Source organism: Tatumella sp. UBA2305, from assembly GCF_002345795.1.
In the GTDB taxonomy this organism is placed as follows: Bacteria; Pseudomonadota; Gammaproteobacteria; order Enterobacterales; family Enterobacteriaceae; genus Tatumella; species Tatumella morbirosei.
The window spans coordinates 79,266-98,193 of sequence record NZ_DDVT01000026.1 but is presented as its reverse complement, the minus strand read 5'-3'; the positions used below and the strand labels follow the sequence as shown (position 1 = coordinate 98,193).

Here is an 18,928-nt window from a genome sequence, read left to right as displayed (position 1 = left end):
TTTCTTATCCTGTCCAGCCGCCGGCAGGGAATCGGTTTGCCGGCTGTCATCAGCGGACGTAGTTTTCTGAGGATCGCTGCCGGCAGAAACGTTATCACGGGTTGTCCCGGAAGTTAATGATTTCCCGTCGCCGGCAGCCTGCGGCTCAGTTTTTTGTGTGGTACTTTTTTCCACCATCGGTGCTGGTGAAGCCGTGGTCTGTTTATCTTCCAGTGTCCGCCAGGCCTGAACTGCCCGATTGTGGCTGGCGAGATTAGTAGAAAAAGTGTGCCCCCCACTGCCGTTGGCGACAAAATAAAGATACCGGGTGGTTAACGGATGTGCCGCGGCTTCCAGAGAGGCTTTGCCCGGAATCGCTATCGGCCCAGGGGGCAGACCCGGGATGACATAGGTGTTATATGCCGTGGGGGTTTCAAGATCCTTACGGGTTAAAACGCCATGATAGTTATCGCCCATTCCGTAGATCACCGTCGGATCGGTTTGCAGTTTCATCCCCAGCCGTAGCCGGTTGACAAACACTGAGGCAATTTTTTCACGTTCATCACTGAGAGCCGTCTCTTTTTCGATAATCGACGCCATAGTGACCAACTGGTTTTTGTCGGTATAGGGCAAACCCGGGGCGCGCTGCGCCCATACCTGATCCACCAGTTTTTCCATCCGCTGATGTGCCTGAGTCAGCAATGCTATATCACTCATATGAGCGGTATAAAGATAGGTATCCGGGTAGAACCAGCCTTCAGAATCATCGGAAGGTAATTTCAGTGCTTTGGCAACGGTTGACAACTGGTCATCCGGCAGTTCGTGTTTCAGATAAGGTGCATCCCGCAAGGTCTTCAGCCACTCACTCAGGCGCTGACCATCAATAAAACGTACCGGAAACTGAGCTTCCTTACCACTGGCAAGCAATTGCAGTAAACCCCTGACCGTCATTCCGGGTTCCAGCCGGTATGTTCCGGCCTTGAATCGAGCCAGTTCAGGCTCGGCCTTAAGCAGCCAACTGAACCAGAAGCTTTCAGGAATAATTTTCTGTTGTTCAAGTTGTTGTTCCAGAGCGACCCGCCCGGTACCTGCCGGGAGGGTATAAATCGTCTGCCCTGTGATTAATAACGGCGAGCCGGCAAATTGCCGGGTTTTCCAGATACCGCCGCCAACTATTGCTCCAACAATAATCACTGTAGCCAGTGTCGATTTTATTTTTTTTTGCATGCTTACCCTGATGTATTCCCTGTTTCTGAAAGTTTGCGTGTCAGCCTGCCGGGTGCATAATTATTGCCATCAATACTGATAACAGGTACAACCGGCATTAATGAGTTGCAAATAAACACTTCATCAGCCGCCTGTAAAACGCTGGCATCTGCGGCTACCTGTTGCACAGCATATCCTTGCGCTGTCAGCAGACGAATAAGATAACGCCGCATTGTACCGTCCACACCTGCTTCGTCCAGTCGTGGGGTAAATATTTCCTCACCACAGCGCCAAAATATATTGGCGGTACAACATTCGACAATCCGGCCGTGGTAATCCAGCACCAATGCTTCATCAACTCCGACACTGTCTATAAACTGGCGAATCAGCACCTGTTCCAGTCGGTTAAGATGCTTAATCCCCGCAAGGGCCGGATTCAGCCCTAAGCGGACAGGGGATGTTGCCAGTCGAATCCCCTGTTGCCGCCACTGCGTATAGTGCGCAGGGTAAGCAGAGACGCTGATAATACGCCGTGGCTGGTCGCAACCACTCACAGCATAGCCACGGCCACCGGATCCACGGCTGATAAGAACTTTCACCACGCCCCGCGCATGGCCTGTCGCCAGACGTTGCATTTCCTGCTCAGTCACTGACCAGTCACTGAACGGGATTGCCAGCCTGAGGCAGGCTTCCTGTAGACGTAGCAAGTGATCATTGATTCTGACAACCTGGCCATTGATTACCAAAGCGGTGGTAAAACAGCCATCACCGAATTGTAACCCCCGGTCAGTCACAGAAATGTTGTCAGTTTCAGTTCCGTCAACCAGTATCACGGTTTTCTCCTTGCAGCCCGGGCACTCAGGTTAATAACCGCAAGCGCCAAAGGCAAAAAAAAGGCCCGCAAAGCGGGCCTGACAGGTTAACAGACGGATCAGATTTTGCGGAAAATCACCGAACCGTTAGTACCGCCGAATCCGAATGAATTACACAGTGTGTATTCCATTCCACTGACCTGGCGGGCAGTATGAGGAACGAAGTCCAGGTCACAACCTTCGTCCGGATTATCCAGATTTATGGTCGGAGGCACGGCTTGATCACGCAACGCAAGAATCGAAAAAATCGACTCTATTGCACCCGCCGCACCCAGCAAATGACCTGTCATCGACTTCGTCGAACTGACCATCACGTAATCTGCAACCGAACCAAAAATTGATTTCACGGCCTGCGCCTCGGCTTTATCCCCCGCAGGGGTAGATGTACCGTGGGCATTGATATAACCAATCTGCTCAACTGACAAGCCTGAATCACGCAGGGCATTAGCCATAGCCAGTGCAGCCCCTGCGCCGTCTTCCGGCGGAGATGTCATATGATAGGCATCGCTACTCATACCGAAACCAACAATTTCGGCATAAATTTTTGCGCCACGCTTTTTGGCATGTTCATACTCTTCCAGCACCAGAATTCCGGCACCATCTCCAAGTACAAAACCGTCACGATCTTTATCCCATGGACGGCTGGCGCCCTGTGGATTATCGTTACGGGTCGAAAGCGCCCGTGCGGCACCAAAACCACCGACACCTAATGGAGTACTGGCTTTTTCGGCACCCCCGGCCAACATGACATCCGCATCGTCATAAGCAATCATCCGGGCCGCATGACCAATATTATGAACTCCTGAAGTACAGGCAGTCGCAATACTGATACTCGGACCTTTGATGCCATACATAATGGTCAGATGTCCTGCCACCATATTAACAATGGTAGATGGCACAAAAAACGGACTGATTTTACGCGGGCCGCCATTGGTGAGTGAAGAGTGGTTCTCTTCAATTAACCCCAGGCCACCTATACCGGAACCAATAGCTGCTCCGATGCGCGTAGCATTCTCTTCAGTAACAACCAGACCTGAGTCCTGCATTGCCTGAACGCCCGCCGCAATTCCATACTGAATGAAGATATCCATTTTGCGTTGTTCTTTACGCGAAATGATATCGTCACAATTAAAATCTTTGACCAGACCAGCAAAACGGGTTGCATAGGCACTGGTATCAAAGTGGTCAATCATGCTGATGCCGCTCTGACCGGCAAGGAGAGCACTCCAGGTAGACTCTACGGTATTGCCGACAGGAGACAGCATGCCAAGACCAGTCACAACTACACGACGCTTAGACACGTTTGTCCTCCAAAGAGGGGGAAAAAAACAACACTAAGGGGGCGGACATAAAACTCAGGCGGTCGAATGACCGCCTGATGATGTTCATTAGCCCTGATGGCTATTGATGTAGTCGATCGCTGCCTGAACGGTAGTGATTTTTTCAGCTTCTTCGTCTGGAATCTCAGTATCAAACTCTTCTTCCAGAGCCATCACCAGCTCAACGGTGTCAAGAGAATCGGCACCCAGGTCTTCTACGAAAGAAGCAGAGTTAGTCACTTCATCTTCTTTAACACCCAGCTGCTCAGCAATGATTTTCTTAACGCGTTGTTCGATATCGCTCATACTATTTAATTTCCTATCAAAACTCGCTTTCGCGACGGTTTTCGTAGTGTATAAAATGTTGAAAAAGATGCAACTAAAACCGGTCTGGTCAAACCACGATTTGCCCTATTTTGCGTTTTATTGCACAAAAAAAGCAAATAAATTTCGCAGTTATCAGACCATGTACATCCCGCCATTCACATGAAGGGTTTCACCAGTGATGTAACCCGCCTCATCTGAGGACAAAAATGCGACTGCATTGGCAATATCTCCGGGGCCACCCAGACGACCCGCGGGGACTTCTGCCAATATACCGGCACGTTGCTCTTCATTAAGTGCTCGCGTCATGTCCGTCTCAATAAAGCCCGGAGCCACAACGTTTACAGTAATACCACGTGACGCAACTTCGCGCGCCAGTGATTTGCTAAAACCAATCAAACCTGCTTTTGCTGCTGCATAGTTTGCCTGGCCCGCATTACCCATTGTTCCAACAACTGAACCAATGGTAATGATTCTTCCGCTGCGTTTTTTCATCATAGCACGCAACACTGCTTTGGACAGCCTGAATACAGAGGTCAGGTTGGTGTCCAGGATATCCTGCCATTCGTCATCTTTCATACGCATCAGCAGATTATCACGGGTAACTCCGGCATTATTCACCAAAATATCAATTTCGCCAAATTCTGCACGGATGTTTTTTAAAACTGTTTCCACAGAATCGGCATCGGTCACATTCAGGGTCATACCCTTGCCTGAGGTGCCCAGGTAAGTGCTGATGTCATCAGCCCCTCTGTCGCTGGTCGCCGTACCGATGACTGTCGCGCCACGCGCGGCAAGTTTTTCGGCGATGGCTTTGCCAATCCCGCGGCTCGCACCCGTCACCAGGGCGATTTTACCATTGAAGTCCATGATTATCCTCTTATTCTTGTGTCAGGGCCGCATTTAAAGATGCCGGATCATTCACTGCTACCGCAGTCAATGAATCTGCAATGCGTTTTGTTAACCCGGTCAAAACTTTACCAGGTCCGACTTCCACTAACTGGCTGACGCCCCGGGAAGCAATAAACTCAACACTTTCAGTCCAGCGGACCGGACTGTATAACTGGCGAACCAGCGCATCGCGGATCGCGGCTGGTGTTTGCTCACATTTCACGTCTACATTGTTAATCACTGGCACCTGCGGAGCGTTGAAAGTCAGTTTTTCCAACGCGACTGCCAGTTTTTCTGCCGCTGGCTTCATCAGTGCACAGTGTGAAGGCACACTGACTGGCAGAGGAAGTGCACGTTTTGCACCGGCGGCTTTACAGGCAGCACCCGCACGTTCAACCGCTTCTTTATTACCGGCGATTACCACCTGGCCAGGAGAGTTAAAGTTCACCGGTGAAACCACCTGGCCCTGAGCACTCTCTTCACATGCCTGGCGGATAGCTGCATCATCCAGACCAATAATGGCCTGCATCGCACCGGTACCTTCCGGTACTGCTTCCTGCATTAACTTGCCGCGTAGTTCAACCAGACGTACTGCATCTGCAAAATCCAGAACTCCGGCACAGACCAGTGCAGAATATTCACCCAGGCTATGGCCGGCCAGCAGTGCAGGTTGTTCCCCCCCTTGCTCTAACCAGACACGGTAAATAGCTACCGACGCTGCCAGTAATGCCGGCTGAGTCTGCCAGGTTTTATTCAGTTCTTCCGCAGGTCCCTGCTGGACCAATTGCCATAAGTCATAACCCAGTGCAGCAGAAGCTTCGGCAAAAGTTTGTTCGACTAGCGGGAATTGCGCCGCCAGTTCAGCCAGCATGCCTACAGCCTGTGAACCCTGACCAGGGAATACGATTGCAAATTGTGTCATTTTCAGTTCCTGTCAATCAAAAACGGACTAACGCTGAGCCCCAGGTAAAACCACCGCCGAAAGCTTCCAGCAATACTAACTGCCCTTGTTGAATACGGCCATCACGTACCGCTTCATCCAGTGCGGTAGGCACTGATGCCGCTGAAGTATTCCCGTGACGGTCAAGGGTGACAACCACTTTATCCATCCCCATGCCCAGTTTTTTGGCTGTGGCACTGATGATGCGTAAATTGGCCTGATGTGGCACCAGCCAGTCCAGTTGCTGGCGATCGATATTATTCGCCGTCAGGGTTTCATCCACAATGTGTGCCAGTTCGGTCACCGCAACCTTAAACACTTCGTTACCGGCCATAGTCACGTAAGAAGGGGTTTCCTGATGCTCCCGATCCTGATAAGCCAGCGTCAGCAACTGACCATAATTACCATCAGCATGCAGGTGGGTGGAGATAATGCCAGGTTGCTCGCTCTGACTCAACACCACAGCTCCGGCACCATCACCAAATAAAATGATGGTACCGCGATCGTTAGGGTCCAGTGTGCGTGACAGCGTATCTGAACCAATCACCAGCGCATTTTTGACAGCGCCGCTTTTTACGTACTGGTCAGCCACGCTCAGGGCATAGGTAAATCCGGCACAGGCCGCCGCCAGGTCAAACGCCGGGCAGTCTTTTATTCCCAGTTGCTGCTGGATCATACACGCTGAACTCGGGAATGCATGTGAGGAAGAGGTGGTGGCAACGATAATCAGACCAATGTCATTGGCGGTAATCCCTGCCATTTCCAGAGCGTTTGTCGCGGCAGTGAATCCCATAGTAGCAACGGTTTCGTGGGCAGCCGCAATACGTCGCTCATGAATACCTGTACGGGTTACAATCCACTCGTCGGAAGTGTCTACCATTTTTTCCAGGTCAGCATTGGTGCGAACCTGTTCTGGCAGATAGCTGCCGGTACCAATAATTTTGCTAAACATCTAGGCTATGTCACTCCTGGCTAGTACTGTATCAAGCCGAACCGAAATTTTTTCAGGGATATTTTGGACTACCGCCTGAATTGCGTGTTCGATGGCTACTGCAAAGGCTCGCTCACTTGCGGCACCATGACTCTTAATAACAATCCCTGGCAATCCCAACAGGGATGCACCGTTATACTGATCGGGGTCGATTTCACCAAAACGTTTCATCAGACGTCCCTTCATGCTGCGAACAACCAGGTGACGCCACCATGATCGCTTCTTTGTCTGTTCCGTGCCTGTCATCAGGTTCAGAAATGTTTTTATAACCCCTTCCATGGTTTTTAATGAGACATTTCCTGCGAAGCCATCACAAACTAATACATCTGTCTTACCAGTCAGTAATTCACTACCTTCAAGAAAGCCAACATAGTTTAACTGTTCCATCTGTTTTAGTGTAACCGCAGCATTTCGGATATGCTCCGGGCCTTTGCAGGCTTCCTGACCAATATTAAGTAAAGCGACACGGGGCGCTGGTATTCCCAGCACTTCCTCGGCCATAACCGCTCCCATCACCGCAAACTGTACTAACATCGTGCTGTCAGCACTGGCATTAGCTCCTAAATCCAGTAACACAGTGTGACCACGATGAACATGTGGCACTACTGTCACTAATGCCGGGCGGTGAATGCCCTCGGCGGGACGTAACAATAACGTCGACAGCCCCATCAGTGCCCCGGTATTTCCGGCACTGACACAGGCTGATGCTCGTCCCTCTTTCAACAGCTCCAGCGCGATACGCATCGAAGAGCCGTGACTATGACGAATCGCTCCCGGGGGAGCGGCATCACTGGCAATAACAGACTCGGCAGGGACTATCGTCACCCGCTGATGTACCGAGGAATCTGCTCTGGCGAGTAATGGCTGAATTTCGTCGGGAAAACCGACTAAAAGAAGTTCAAGTTGCGAGTGAGAGGCCAGTGCCTGCAATGCAGCAGGCACCGTCACGGGAGGACCGAAATCCCCGCCCATAGCATCAACTGCCAGGGTCAAACGTGTCAAAGTAACGCCTTGCGTCGCAGCAAGAAATTACTTAGTGATGACCTTACGACCACGGTAGTAACCGTCGGCAGTCATGTGGTGACGCAGATGAGTTTCGCCTGAAACTTTATCTACTGACAGAGTGGTAGTGGTCAGCGCATCGTGCGAACGGCGCATACCACGCTTAGAACGGGTGGGTTTATTCTGTTGTACGGCCATGGACCTTACTCCTATTACTTACGCTTTAAACTGGCTAATACGGCAAACGGGTTTGGTTTCTCAGCCTCTGCAGGCAGTTCACCAAAGACCATATCCGCGTCGGACACTTCACAGTGTTCAGAATCATGCACCGGAACGACTGGCAATGCGAGGATAATTTCATCCTCAATTACCGCAAGCAAATCGACTTCGCCATACTCATCGACTTCAACTGGCTCGTAACCTTCCGGTAGCGCCTCCGCCTGTTCGTCATTACGCACAGGACTGAAGGTATAGCTTACGTGCACAGCATGTGGAAAAGGTTGATTGCAACGCTGACAACTCAGAGTGACCTGTACACTGGCCGTGCCCTGCAGCACCGCGAGGCGCTGTTCGTCGATTGCAAACGACATGTTACATTCTACATCACTGTCCACACTCACAACCGAAGCCGCAATACGTTCCGTAATATCAGGAGTATACACGCCGTGATAATCAAGGCGCTTCTGAGCAGAACGCAGCAGATCCAGTGTCAGGGGTAATTTTACCTTTTGCATAGGGCGCGCATATTAACTTTGTAATGTCATAGAGTCAAAGAAAAAGGCCGCATTACGGCATCTTTCACCCAATATTCGCATCTGTAGCGGGCGATAGTTTAAAATGACTGAGTCCAATTCGCTACAGATTATGAAAAAAATATGAAACAACCCATGCTACTGGCTTCTTCCTCCCCGTTTCGTCAGGCTTTGCTGGCGAAACTCGGCCTGCCTTTTACCTGTGCTTCTCCGCACATTGATGAGACGCCACTGCAAGGAGAAACGGCCGGACAACTTGTGGTCCGGCTGGCACAACAAAAAGCGCTGGCTCTGGCAGCCAGTGCGCCACAGAGTCTGATTATTGGATCCGATCAGGTAGGCGCCCTGAATGGCACTTTTTTAGGTAAACCTCATACCGCAGCCAGGGCGCATGAGCAGTTGCGTGCCGCCAGTGGCCAGTGTGTGACTTTTTATACCGGACTGGCGCTCTACTGTGCCCGCCGTCGCCAGTTCTGGCAATGCTGCGAAACCTACCAGGTCACCTTTCGTGATCTGCGCGATGAAGAGATTGAGGCCTATATAGCCAGAGAACAACCCCTTAACTGCGCAGGGAGTTTTAAGTCTGAAGGATTGGGGATTACTCTGTTCGAGTCATTACAGGGACGCGACCCTAACACTCTGGTCGGTCTGCCGTTAATTGCCCTGTGCGGATTTCTGCGCGAGGCCGGAGTCGATCCGCTGACCAGTCTGTAGATCCACTGAGGGTGGCAGATCAGGGGCAGAGATACCGCCCCTGAGGTGACAGTTAACGCTGCCCCGCCCACACCACCATTACCTTGTCATTCCCAAGCTGGCGGGTGAAGCCATATCCCTCTGCCAGCGACAGCGGGGTTTGCTGTCCACTCCCGATGGCCGGATGTCGGGAACGAAACTGGCCGATTTTCTGCCAGTGCGCCAGGGTGGCGGCACTTTTCCCTTGTACGTCCTGCCAGTTCATTTGTGATCGGGTACCCTGTAATGGATCAGAGCCTGTGGGACCAAAAGGTCTGGCGGTTTCATCACCATAAAACAGTTGTACAGCCCCCGGGGTGAGAAGCAGCAATTCAGCGGCCCGCTGTCCCCTCTCACGGAATAACCGGGTATCATGGGATGATAAATAACTGAGGACATTAAAATTTTGTAACTTACCGGCCATTTGTTGCCAGACCGGGTCGATGTCCGACAGACAACCGACCGCTGCTACTGCCTGCTGTTGATAATCAAAATTAATCATGGCATCAAAGCCATTTTCGTAGTACAGACTCCGCATCACGCCATGCCCCCAGGCTTCACCCACCATCCAGAAAGGTGCATCATCGATTTTATCGGCGGGATGTTGCTGTTTCCAGGCAACCAATGCAGCGCTGGCCTGTTGTTTAAGCTGCTTTAACGTGGCACCTTCCACATGTTTGGCCGTATCCACTCTGAATCCGTCAATCCCAAAGTCCCTGACCCACTGGCTAAGCCAGCCAGTCAGATAATCACGTACGGTATACTCCGGAATGGTTTTTGCACCACTGTCAGGTTTATGCTGTAAAAACCAGGGCACACTTACCAGTTGGGGTGATTCTGTTTTTATATCCGGCAGAAAGGCCAGTGACATGGTGTGATCATCATAGCCCGGGGCATCATAGTCCCCGATATCACTCCGGACCCATGCCTTACCCCACCAGCGGTCCCAGCCAGCTTTATCAGAGTAATTGATATAGTCATTATAACTGTGCCAGGTCTGACCTTTACCAGGCCTCCAGTCTGTCCAGTTTTGTCCTAAAATATGACGCTGCTGTTCTGTGGAAAGATAGAGTGAGCCGAAACCAAACTGCTGCATATCGGCAAGGGTAGCGTAGCCGGAGTGATTAAGCACTACATCAAACACCACCCGGATCCCCCGTTGGTGAGCGGCATCGACCAACGCCTTTAAATCAGCCCGGGTCCCCATATTGGCATCCAGACGGGTCCAGTCCAGCGTGTAGTAACCATGATAAGCATAATGTGGAAAATCACCTTTTGTCCCTCCCCCTGTCCAGCCATGAATCTGCTCAAGCGGCGAGCTTACCCATAACGCATTCACTCCCAGTTGTTGCAGATAGTCAAGTTTACTGGCCAGGCCCTGTAAATCTCCGCCGTGGAATGTAGCAATCTCCTGCATATTGTCATTCTGACGACCGTAACTGTGATCGTTAGCCGGATTACCATTGACGAATCTGTCGGTCAGAACAAAATAGACGGTGGCGTTATGCCAGTTAAAGACGGCCGCCGACGAAGTGTCTGCGGATTCCAGTAACAACAGGCCACCGCTCTCCGGTGCTGGCTGTAGCGTAATGTGCCCCTGATGCACCACACTGACAATACCACTGTAAAATTCGCGAACCCGGCTACCTTCGACAAAGGTACTGCTAACCTCAACCCGTAAAGGCTTGCCATCCCACACCGGACAGCGTGCCACTGCTACAGCCGATGATTCTGGGGAGATTGGCCGTACAGTCATGGTCAGTGTCGGGGTTCCACTGCGGGTATCCAGTTGTAACTGATAGTCACCCTCACGATATAACCGCCATGAAGGGGCCTCGCCCTGGCAGGAATGTAGCGAGAGGCTCTCATTAAGTCTGACTGACGTTTCAGGCTGCCAGCACTGATCACCCTGTTGCAGCGTGAAGGGCCGGGAACCTTTTGTCAGATGTGCTTCGGTTTGATAAACACCGGGTAAGGTTTGCCGAAACTCAGGGAAACCGGGGATACTCCAGCTGGCCAGTACCGGAACAGGCAATATCAGCAGCGATAACAGCAACGGTTTCATAAAGGTCTCCGCCCGGGAGGGATGGCGCAGTGTGGCACAGGTGCCACTCAGCGCCATCCTCCTGACAGAGTTTTTCACAGGGGGAGCCGGCAGGATGAGTGTCGAAGATCACAAATGACCGGGCGGCAGGGGCCCTTCCGGGAAATAGTCAGCCCTTTTGCTGACGCAGGCGTGACAGGCAGCGGCGCAAAGTTTCATCCATTGGCGCTTCCAGGCGCAAAGTTTCACCGGTCGAAGGATGAGTAAACGTCAGGGCCGCAGCATGCAGGAACAGACGGTTAAGCCCGGTGTCAGACAACTGCTGATCAAAGGCCCGGTCTCCATAGCGATCATCAAAGGCAATTGGGTGATCGGCATGTAATGTATGTACCCTAATCTGATGGGTACGACCGGTGATCGGGCTGGCTTTGACCAGGCTGGCGAACTGATAACGCTCTTCTACTTTGAAACGGGTTTCGGAAGGCTTACCTTCGGAACTCACCCGCACCACCCGCTCTCCACTTTGCAGAATATTTTTCAGCAAAGGTGCCTTAACCGATTTCACATGGGATGGCCACTGACCTTTGACCAGGGCCAGATAATCTTTTTGCATCCCTTTTTCACGCAACTGCTCATGCAGCGAACGCAGTGCTGAACGCTTCTTCGCCACCAGCAGCACACCAGAGGTATCCCTGTCCAGCCGGTGAACCAACTCCAGGAAACGAGCCTCGGGACGTAATGCCCGCAAGCCTTCAATCACCCCAAAGCTCAGACCGCTGCCACCGTGCACCGCCGTTCCGGAAGGCTTATTAAGCACAAGAATGGCATCATCTTCATAAATAACAGCACGTTCCAGTTCTGCCACCTTATCCAGCTTCGGCGATACCTCTGGCACCTCTTTTTCAGAGACACGGACCGGCGGCACCCGAATTTCATCACCGTCCAGCAACTTATATTCGGGTTTAATGCGTTTTTTATTAACCCGTACTTCACCCTTACGCAAAATACGGTAGATCATACTCTTGGGTACCCCTTTCAGAAAGGTACGCAAAAAGTTATCAATTCTTTGTCCGGCGTGTTCCGCCGTGATGGCGACAAATTGTACGCCCGGGTTCTCATTTTTCATGGGTGCGATTGTAATAGAGACTGGCAGCCGGGTGCTACTTATTTGTAGAAACGGACAACGCCTCAGGCAGTCATGACGGCAAAGCGCAGGCTTTTTAAGCAATATCCTGACATTGCTGCCAGGAAGATCAAATAAATAACAAATAAAGTGATCTCTACAGTGAAAGTCACCTTGCTATATTCGTATCAGCAATGGAATAATGCTCAGGTATCTTTGCCGGGAAAGCCCGGAAAAAAGATCATGTAAGAAGAATTTTTGCCGGATTGAACAGACACGCAGCAATGGCATAAGACGTAATGTTTAATCAGGCACTTAGCGGGCTGCGGGTTGTAGCCTGGACGTAGTGGGGTGTACGTATCACTGCCTTTATAGTGGGTTTCTCCTCATCTGGTCGCGGTTTCTGCCTGAAACCTCACCTCCGACATTTTTTGCGCTCCTTTAGCGATCGACAGCCGTGAGGCTGACGTGATTGCAATAAGCCACGGAGCCATCGGTTAATCGTCGTCCAGGGCAATGATGCCCGCAGCTGAGTCACTTATGAGAAAATGACGAGTACCTCAAAATGAAAAGAATGTTAATCAACGCAACTCAGCAGGAAGAGTTGCGTGTCGCCCTTGTAGATGGACAACGTCTGTATGATCTGGATATTGAAAGTCCCGGCCATGAACAGAAAAAGGCAAATATTTATAAAGGTAAAATCACCCGTATTGAACCCAGTCTTGAAGCAGCATTTGTGGATTACGGTGCTGAACGTCACGGTTTCCTCCCTCTGAAAGAAATCTCCCGCGAGTACTTCCCTGCTAATTATTCCATGCACGGCCGTCCGAATATCAAGGATGTGTTGCGTGAAGGTCAGGAAGTTATCGTCCAGATAGACAAAGAAGAACGCGGAAACAAAGGCGCAGCCCTCACCACTTTTATCAGTCTGGCTGGTAGTTATCTGGTGCTGATGCCTAATAACCCACGGGCAGGAGGAATTTCCCGTCGTATCGAGGGTGATGACCGCACTGAATTGAAAGAAGCGCTTTCTTCCCTGCAATTACCGGAAGGCATGGGACTGATTGTCCGGACTGCCGGGGTAGGTAAATCGGCCGAGTCATTGCAGTGGGACCTTAGCTTTCGTCTGAAACACTGGGAAGCTATTCAGAAAGCGGCAGAAAACCGCCCTGCTCCGTTCCTAATCCATCAGGAAAGTAATGTCATCGTCCGCGCCTTCCGCGATTATCTGCGTCAGGATATCGGTGAAATTCTGATTGATAACCCAAAAGTACTGGAACTGGCACGTCAGCATATCGCAGCCCTCGGCCGTCCTGACTTTAGCAGCAAAATCAAACTGTACACCGGTGAGATCCCGCTGTTCAGCCATTATCAGATTGAATCGCAGATTGAATCTGCGTTCCAGCGAGAAGTCCGTCTGCCTTCCGGCGGGTCGATTGTTATCGACAGTACCGAAGCGCTGACTGCCATCGATATTAACTCCGCCCGTGCCACCCGCGGAGGCGATATCGAGGAAACCGCTTTTAATACTAACCTGGAAGCGGCCGATGAAATTGCCCGTCAGTTACGCCTGCGTGACCTGGGTGGACTGATCGTTATCGACTTTATCGATATGACCCCGGTACGTCATCAGCGCGCCGTGGAAAACCGGCTGCGTGAAGCAGTGCGTCAGGATCGGGCCCGTATTCAGATCAGTCATATTTCACGCTTCGGCTTACTTGAAATGTCCCGTCAGCGTCTGAGCCCGTCACTGGGTGAGTCCAGTCATCACGTCTGCCCGCGTTGTAGTGGTACGGGGACTATCCGTGATAATGAATCGTTGTCACTGTCAATTCTGCGTCTGATTGAAGAAGAAGCGTTAAAAGAAAATACCAAAGAAGTTCATGCCATTGTGCCGGTACAGATTGCCTCTTACCTGCTCAATGAAAAGCGTGAAGCTGTTAATGCTATCGAAACCCGTCAGGGAGGTGTACGGGCGATTATCGTTCCTGATGATCGGATGGAAACTCCACACTATTCAGTATTGCGTGTGCGCAAGGGTGAAGAGACTAAGACCCTCAGCTATCACCTGCCGAAACTGCATGAAATCGAAATTGCTGCCATTTCTGATGAAGAGCCTGCTGAACGCCGCCGCCCGGAACAACCGGCACTGGCAGCCTTTGCGATGACCGAAGCACCTCCGGTGATTACTGAAGCCCCGGCAGTCGCACCTGTGGTGACAGAAAAAGCCCCTGCAACCAAAGGCAACTGTATCTTTAGTCGTCTGCTGAAAGGCCTGAAAAATCTGTTTGGCGGCGCCGAAAAAGAAGCCGTCAGCGAAGCGCCTGCTAAAGTCGCGACGCCTGCCCGCGGCAGCGAAACCTCTTCTACGGCGAACCGTAATGATCGTCGGCGTAATAACCGGAATAACCGCAACGAGCGTAATGACCGCAGCGAGCAGAAAGCAGATCGTAACGAACGTTCAGATCGTAACGAGCGTTCAGAACGTAACGAGCGTAATGAGCGTTCAGGACAGGCTCGTTCTAACGATAATGCGAACAGTCAGGATAACCGCCGGAATAATAACCGCCGGAATAATGCTGCCGCAGAGAACCGTGAAGAGTCACAGACTGCTCGTCAGAATACGTCACTGACCGACGAAGCCCGTCAGCAACGCGAGCAACAACGCCGTGAGCAGCGTGCTGAACGCCAGCGTCGTCGCCAGGAAGAGCGTCGTCAGCAACAGGAGGCCACTGCCGCAGAACAACCGGCGGCCGTTGCAGAGGTTCAGCCAAACGAGGCGGTTGCGGAAGAGCCGGTACAGACCAGCGTTCGCCGTAAACAGCGTACCCTGACCCAGAAAATTCGTTATGGTATCGAAGAAACTCAGGACAACGCCCACGTTGCTAAAGTCGCTGCCCCGGTCGAAACGGTAGCGGTCAGCGATGAGGCTGTTAGCGGTGAAAACACCCGTGATGATGGCCAGGATAATCGAGAGAACAACGGTAATATTCCTCGTCGTTCGCGTCGGTCGCCACGCCATCTGCGTGTCAGCGGCCAACGTCGTCGTCGTTACCGTGATGAGCGTTATCCGCAACAGTCTGCAATGCCGCTGGAAACCGCGGTTGCCTCTCCGGAATTAGCATCAGGTAAAGTATGGATCAGTTACTCAGCCCCGGTTCAGCAGGATGAATATGTTCAGCCTGAGGAAGTACAGGAGCAATCACTGAACAAAACCACCGTTGAGCCGGTGGTCGCTACTGCTGCGCCAGCCACTGAAGTCACTGCACCACAACCGGAGAGTGAACCTGCAGTCGCTGAAGCGCCTGTGAATGAAAAGCCGGTCGCCACTGAACCTGCCGCCATTCCGACTGAAACCCCTGCGGCTCAGGAAAGGGAGACTCCTGTGGATACCGCACCTGAGGCCCCGGTAGCTCCTGTCGCACCGGTTGTTGACCCGGAAACAACTTCTGAGGATGAAACTTCTGAACCGGCGACGACAGAGGTTACTGAAGCAGAAAAAGCCAGCCAGCCATTAGCGGCTGAGCGGACTGAGGTTGTCGCGGCTCCGGAAACCACAGAAACGATGGCTCCGGCAGAAGCTGTGCGTGAAGACGTGATTAACTTACCGCAAGTGGCTGAAACGAAAGAGACAGAAGCACAACCGGAGACAACAACCGCTGTGACTGAAAGTGACAGCTCTGCCGTTACCGAAATTCCGGCCCCGGTCAGTGCTGAGCCAGAAGCTCCGGCTCCGGCTCCGGCTCCGGCTCCGGCTCCACAGGAAGCTAAGCCAGTGCCGGCCGCCAAAGCAACGGCAATACCGGCGACTAAACCTCGTTTCCACGCAACGGCTCCAATGACCCGGGCTCCGGCCCCTGAATGGGTTGCTGAGCCGGCACGTCACAGTGACTGGGTCCGTCCGGTGTATCATTTTGCAGGGAAAGGCGCAGCCGGTGGACACACCGCCAGCCATCATGCGACAGCACCTGTCACCAAGGCTTCAGGTAACTCAGAGCAGTAATACTCCGGGGGTATTCACCCCCGGCCATAAAAAACCTGACTCTTACCGGTCAGGTTTTTTTTATGACTTACGATTAGCTGTTAAGCTGAAACAGCGATAACTTAGACATTGTACTGAATGTTTTATAGCACGCCTGCAGAGCCGTTTCCTGCATAGTGTAATCGGAGATCGACTGAGTAATATCAGCATCGGTCAGTTGACTCATCTGAGCACTGAGAATGACACTCCGGTCCTGCCCCTGAATGTCCAGCTTATCCAGCTCCGCCAGTCCGGTGCCAATTTCTGAACGCACACTCAGAACATTATTTAACGCATTATGTAAGCCACGATTCACTTTCTCCATGCTTTCACCAAACTGCTTAATCGTATCGTCGGAAGCGCCTGACTGTGGCACGCTCAGCGCCTGGATAGCAGCATCGAGCATATTAAATACGCTGGTTTCACTGGCAGAACCATCAGGTTCCGGCGTGGCATTACTGGTCAGAGACATAAATACCTGAGAACCAGGATGTCCGATAGTCATCGTTCGCTGGCTGCTGACTTTCTGGCTGATAGCGTCTTCTCCGCCCTGATAAACGACTGTTCCTCCATCGTTTACAAATGGCGGCTGCTGGGTCTTATACCCGGAAAAAATATAACGGCCATTGCTATCCTGAGTATTAGCCAGATTCACCAACTGATTGCGGATTCCTGTCAACTGAGTCGCAATTGAGGCCCGATCATCGTCATTCAGAGTCCCGGTGGCACCGTAGATCACCTGAGTCAGCGCTGTCTGAATACAATCACTGACACTGCTTAATGCATTCTCTTCATAAGACAAGGACTGACTAGCGAAGGACTGCGCCAGTGCAAACTGGGCATCTTTGTTTTGTGTCTGAGATACGTTAACCGCCTGAGACGCTGAAATAGGATCATCGGAGGGTTTGGTGACCCTTCTGCCTGTGGAAATCCGCATTCCGCTCTCCAGCCAGCGGTTTTGCGCATTGCTCATCCCCTGCATCTGCCGTGCAAAAATAAAACTGTTACTGAGCCGCATACTCTGCCTCCCTTAAGTTAGCGCTGCATCAGCCGGTTATGCTGATCAATGAATTGAATAATGTATCTGCGGTTTGCAGGACTTTGGTATTGGCGATGTAATATTGCTGGTATTGCATCAGCATGGAGTACTCTTCATCCAGATTGACGCCGGAAACCGACTGCTGACGCTGAGTCAGTTGATCAACCACCATTTGCTGTGTATTACAACTGCTTTGCAAACTGCTGGTCTTATTCCCGACATAGCTGACCATTGAGCCGTAGGCCTGGGTCAGCGTGGCCTTGCCACCCACCATTTTTTCATCCTGCAACTCCAGCATTTTTTTCACATTATTGTTATCACTGGCCGCTCCTGTTTCCCCGGCCGCAGCAATCTGAGAACCACTGGTCAGTGCCACGGTAAAATCACGGCCAGCCTCACTGAGGGGTTTCACCAGAAAGCTGTCTTTTTCGGCCGGAGAACCCTTAACGGTCAAATCCAGTCCGTCAAATGACAAATGGGTTTGCCCCTGCTCATTGCTTATCTTTGGGGTGAGCGTTTGATTATCGGAGAGCCGGGTTACCATCCACTCGCCGCCCTGATAAGTGACACGGTAATCAGAAGCCTGCAGGGCGCTGGTATCTGAATACACAGCGCTGACAGAGGTATCAGAACTGTTTTTACTGTTACCGAAAATCACCGGTGAGCCAACGGTAAAGAAATCACTCCCCTCATTACCCTCACTGTCATAACCCTGGTGCTGGATCTGATTCATCCGGGTGGCAAAGGTCACCGCCATTTGTCCCAACTGACTCTGTACCTTATCCAGATCTTCGCTGCGGAATTTTAGCAACCCGCTCAGAGAACCCCCGCTAAATAATTTATCCGGAAGTTCAGTATCCCCCGCCGTTTTATCGGTATAGCCAGGCACCAGTCGGGTGGGGTCTGCCGCCGACGGCATGGCTTTCATCTGCGTGGTCTGGTCACCATTGACCAGCGTCAGGCCGTTTGGCAACGACACCACCATATTGCCGTCCTGCATGGAAACATTCACTGCAGTCAGGCTGTTAAGTTCACTCACCAGTTGATCCCGCTGGTCCAGCAAATTATTCGGGGCTTCACCATGACCGGACAGCCTGGCTATCTGTTTATTGAGTGAAGCAATTTGCCGGGTATAATTATTTACCGCGCTAATCGTATCGCTGATTTGATCATTGGTATTGGTTTGCAGATTATCCAGGTATTGCTGCATGGTACGCAGCTGCCCGGCCAGTGACTGAGCATCACTGAACATCGCCTGGCGTGACGACGGGTCTTCTGCATTATTAATGACGTTCTGGATATTTTTAAAAAATGACTGAAAAGCATTAGACAGATCATTGCCGTTCATGGTCATCAGATTATCGACACCCGACAATTGGGTATACTGGCTACCGACAGCACTGTTCAGCGCGCTGGCAGCCCGCAACTGACGGTTAATCAGTTCATCATATTGTCTCTGCACACCATCCACTTTTACTCCATTGCCATACCAGGCATTACCATTGAATGTACTGTTCGCCTGTGCCAGTAGTACCAGCTGTCGGTTGTAGCCGGCAACGGTATAATTACTAATGTTGGTACTGGTGATATTGAGTGCTGACTGAGCGGCACTCAGCCCGCTCATTGCTGAATTAATCAGAGCTGACATGGTTGTCTCCGGAAATTGATTTTTCGACAAGCCGTCACCGGCCTG

Annotated in this window: 15 protein-coding genes and 1 pseudogene; 2 read left to right on the top strand and 14 right to left on the bottom strand. The window is 51.6% G+C overall.

Going from position 1 to position 18,928, the window contains the following annotated elements; translation table 11 throughout:
- Positions 1-201: 201 nt before the first annotated feature.
- From mltG to yceD, 10 genes and pseudogenes are all read right to left on the bottom strand, one after another.
- Positions 202-1,206 (bottom strand): annotated as a pseudogene (gene mltG, locus B3Z23_RS18265) (endolytic transglycosylase MltG); the annotation flags it as partial.
- Positions 1,207-1,208: 2 nt separating this feature from the next.
- Positions 1,209-2,018 (bottom strand): aminodeoxychorismate lyase, encoded by an 810-nt coding sequence (gene pabC / locus B3Z23_RS18260; RefSeq protein WP_294912748.1) that lies wholly within the window; start codon positions 2,016-2,018, stop codon positions 1,209-1,211.
- Positions 2,019-2,116: 98 nt separating this feature from the next.
- Entirely contained in the window at positions 2,117-3,358 is a 1,242-nt protein-coding gene (gene fabF / locus B3Z23_RS18255) for a beta-ketoacyl-ACP synthase II (protein ID WP_294912745.1), read from the bottom strand.
- Between the two features lie 87 nt (positions 3,359-3,445).
- A complete protein-coding gene (gene acpP / locus B3Z23_RS18250; RefSeq protein ID WP_025901771.1) occupies positions 3,446-3,682 on the bottom strand; it encodes an acyl carrier protein in 237 nt (78 codons plus the stop codon).
- Positions 3,683-3,835: 153 nt separating this feature from the next.
- Positions 3,836-4,570 carry a 3-oxoacyl-ACP reductase FabG gene (gene fabG, locus B3Z23_RS18245; RefSeq protein WP_294912743.1) on the bottom strand — a complete coding sequence of 245 codons (735 nt, stop codon included), beginning with the start codon at positions 4,568-4,570 and terminating at the stop codon, positions 3,836-3,838.
- A 10-nt stretch (positions 4,571-4,580) separates the two neighbouring features.
- Complete coding sequence (gene fabD, locus B3Z23_RS18240; RefSeq protein WP_294912741.1) at positions 4,581-5,513, bottom strand: ACP S-malonyltransferase; 933 nt, start codon at positions 5,511-5,513, stop codon at positions 4,581-4,583.
- A gap of 16 nt (positions 5,514-5,529) precedes the next feature.
- The gene (locus B3Z23_RS18235) at positions 5,530-6,483 is read right to left on the bottom strand and encodes a beta-ketoacyl-ACP synthase III (RefSeq protein ID WP_294912740.1); all 954 of its coding nucleotides are present in this window, start codon (positions 6,481-6,483) and stop codon (positions 5,530-5,532) included.
- On the bottom strand, positions 6,484-7,524 hold the full coding sequence (plsX, locus tag B3Z23_RS18230; RefSeq protein ID WP_294912738.1) for a phosphate acyltransferase PlsX: 1,041 nt from the start codon (positions 7,522-7,524) through the stop codon (positions 6,484-6,486).
- Positions 7,525-7,551: 27 nt separating this feature from the next.
- A complete protein-coding gene (gene rpmF, locus B3Z23_RS18225; protein ID WP_025901766.1) occupies positions 7,552-7,722 on the bottom strand; it encodes a 50S ribosomal protein L32 in 171 nt (56 codons plus the stop codon).
- Between the two features lie 14 nt (positions 7,723-7,736).
- On the bottom strand, positions 7,737-8,258 hold the full coding sequence (gene yceD, locus B3Z23_RS18220) for a 23S rRNA accumulation protein YceD (protein ID WP_294912736.1): 522 nt from the start codon (positions 8,256-8,258) through the stop codon (positions 7,737-7,739).
- 141 nt (positions 8,259-8,399) lie between these two features.
- On the opposite strand from yceD, the gene B3Z23_RS18215 reads away from it, so the two are divergent.
- Positions 8,400-8,990, top strand: coding sequence for a Maf family protein (locus tag B3Z23_RS18215; RefSeq protein ID WP_294912734.1), 591 nt, complete (start codon positions 8,400-8,402; stop codon positions 8,988-8,990).
- A 52-nt stretch (positions 8,991-9,042) separates the two neighbouring features.
- Here the strand turns inward: B3Z23_RS18215 and B3Z23_RS18210 are convergent, their stop codons facing one another.
- Complete coding sequence (locus tag B3Z23_RS18210; protein ID WP_294912822.1) at positions 9,043-11,073, bottom strand: alpha-amylase; 2,031 nt, start codon at positions 11,071-11,073, stop codon at positions 9,043-9,045.
- A 148-nt stretch (positions 11,074-11,221) separates the two neighbouring features.
- On the bottom strand, positions 11,222-12,178 hold the full coding sequence (gene rluC, locus B3Z23_RS18205; RefSeq protein WP_294912733.1) for a 23S rRNA pseudouridine(955/2504/2580) synthase RluC: 957 nt from the start codon (positions 12,176-12,178) through the stop codon (positions 11,222-11,224).
- Between the two features lie 562 nt (positions 12,179-12,740).
- On the opposite strand from rluC, the gene rne reads away from it, so the two are divergent.
- Positions 12,741-16,178: a ribonuclease E gene (rne, locus tag B3Z23_RS18200; RefSeq protein WP_294912731.1), complete on the top strand. Its 3,438-nt coding sequence runs from the start codon at positions 12,741-12,743 to the stop codon at positions 16,176-16,178.
- Between the two features lie 73 nt (positions 16,179-16,251).
- Here the strand turns inward: rne and flgL are convergent, their stop codons facing one another.
- The gene (gene flgL / locus B3Z23_RS18195) at positions 16,252-17,214 is read right to left on the bottom strand and encodes a flagellar hook-associated protein FlgL (protein WP_294912729.1); all 963 of its coding nucleotides are present in this window, start codon (positions 17,212-17,214) and stop codon (positions 16,252-16,254) included.
- A 28-nt stretch (positions 17,215-17,242) separates the two neighbouring features.
- Positions 17,243-18,883 carry a flagellar hook-associated protein FlgK gene (gene flgK / locus B3Z23_RS18190; protein WP_294912728.1) on the bottom strand — a complete coding sequence of 547 codons (1,641 nt, stop codon included), beginning with the start codon at positions 18,881-18,883 and terminating at the stop codon, positions 17,243-17,245.
- Positions 18,884-18,928 lie beyond the last annotated feature (45 nt).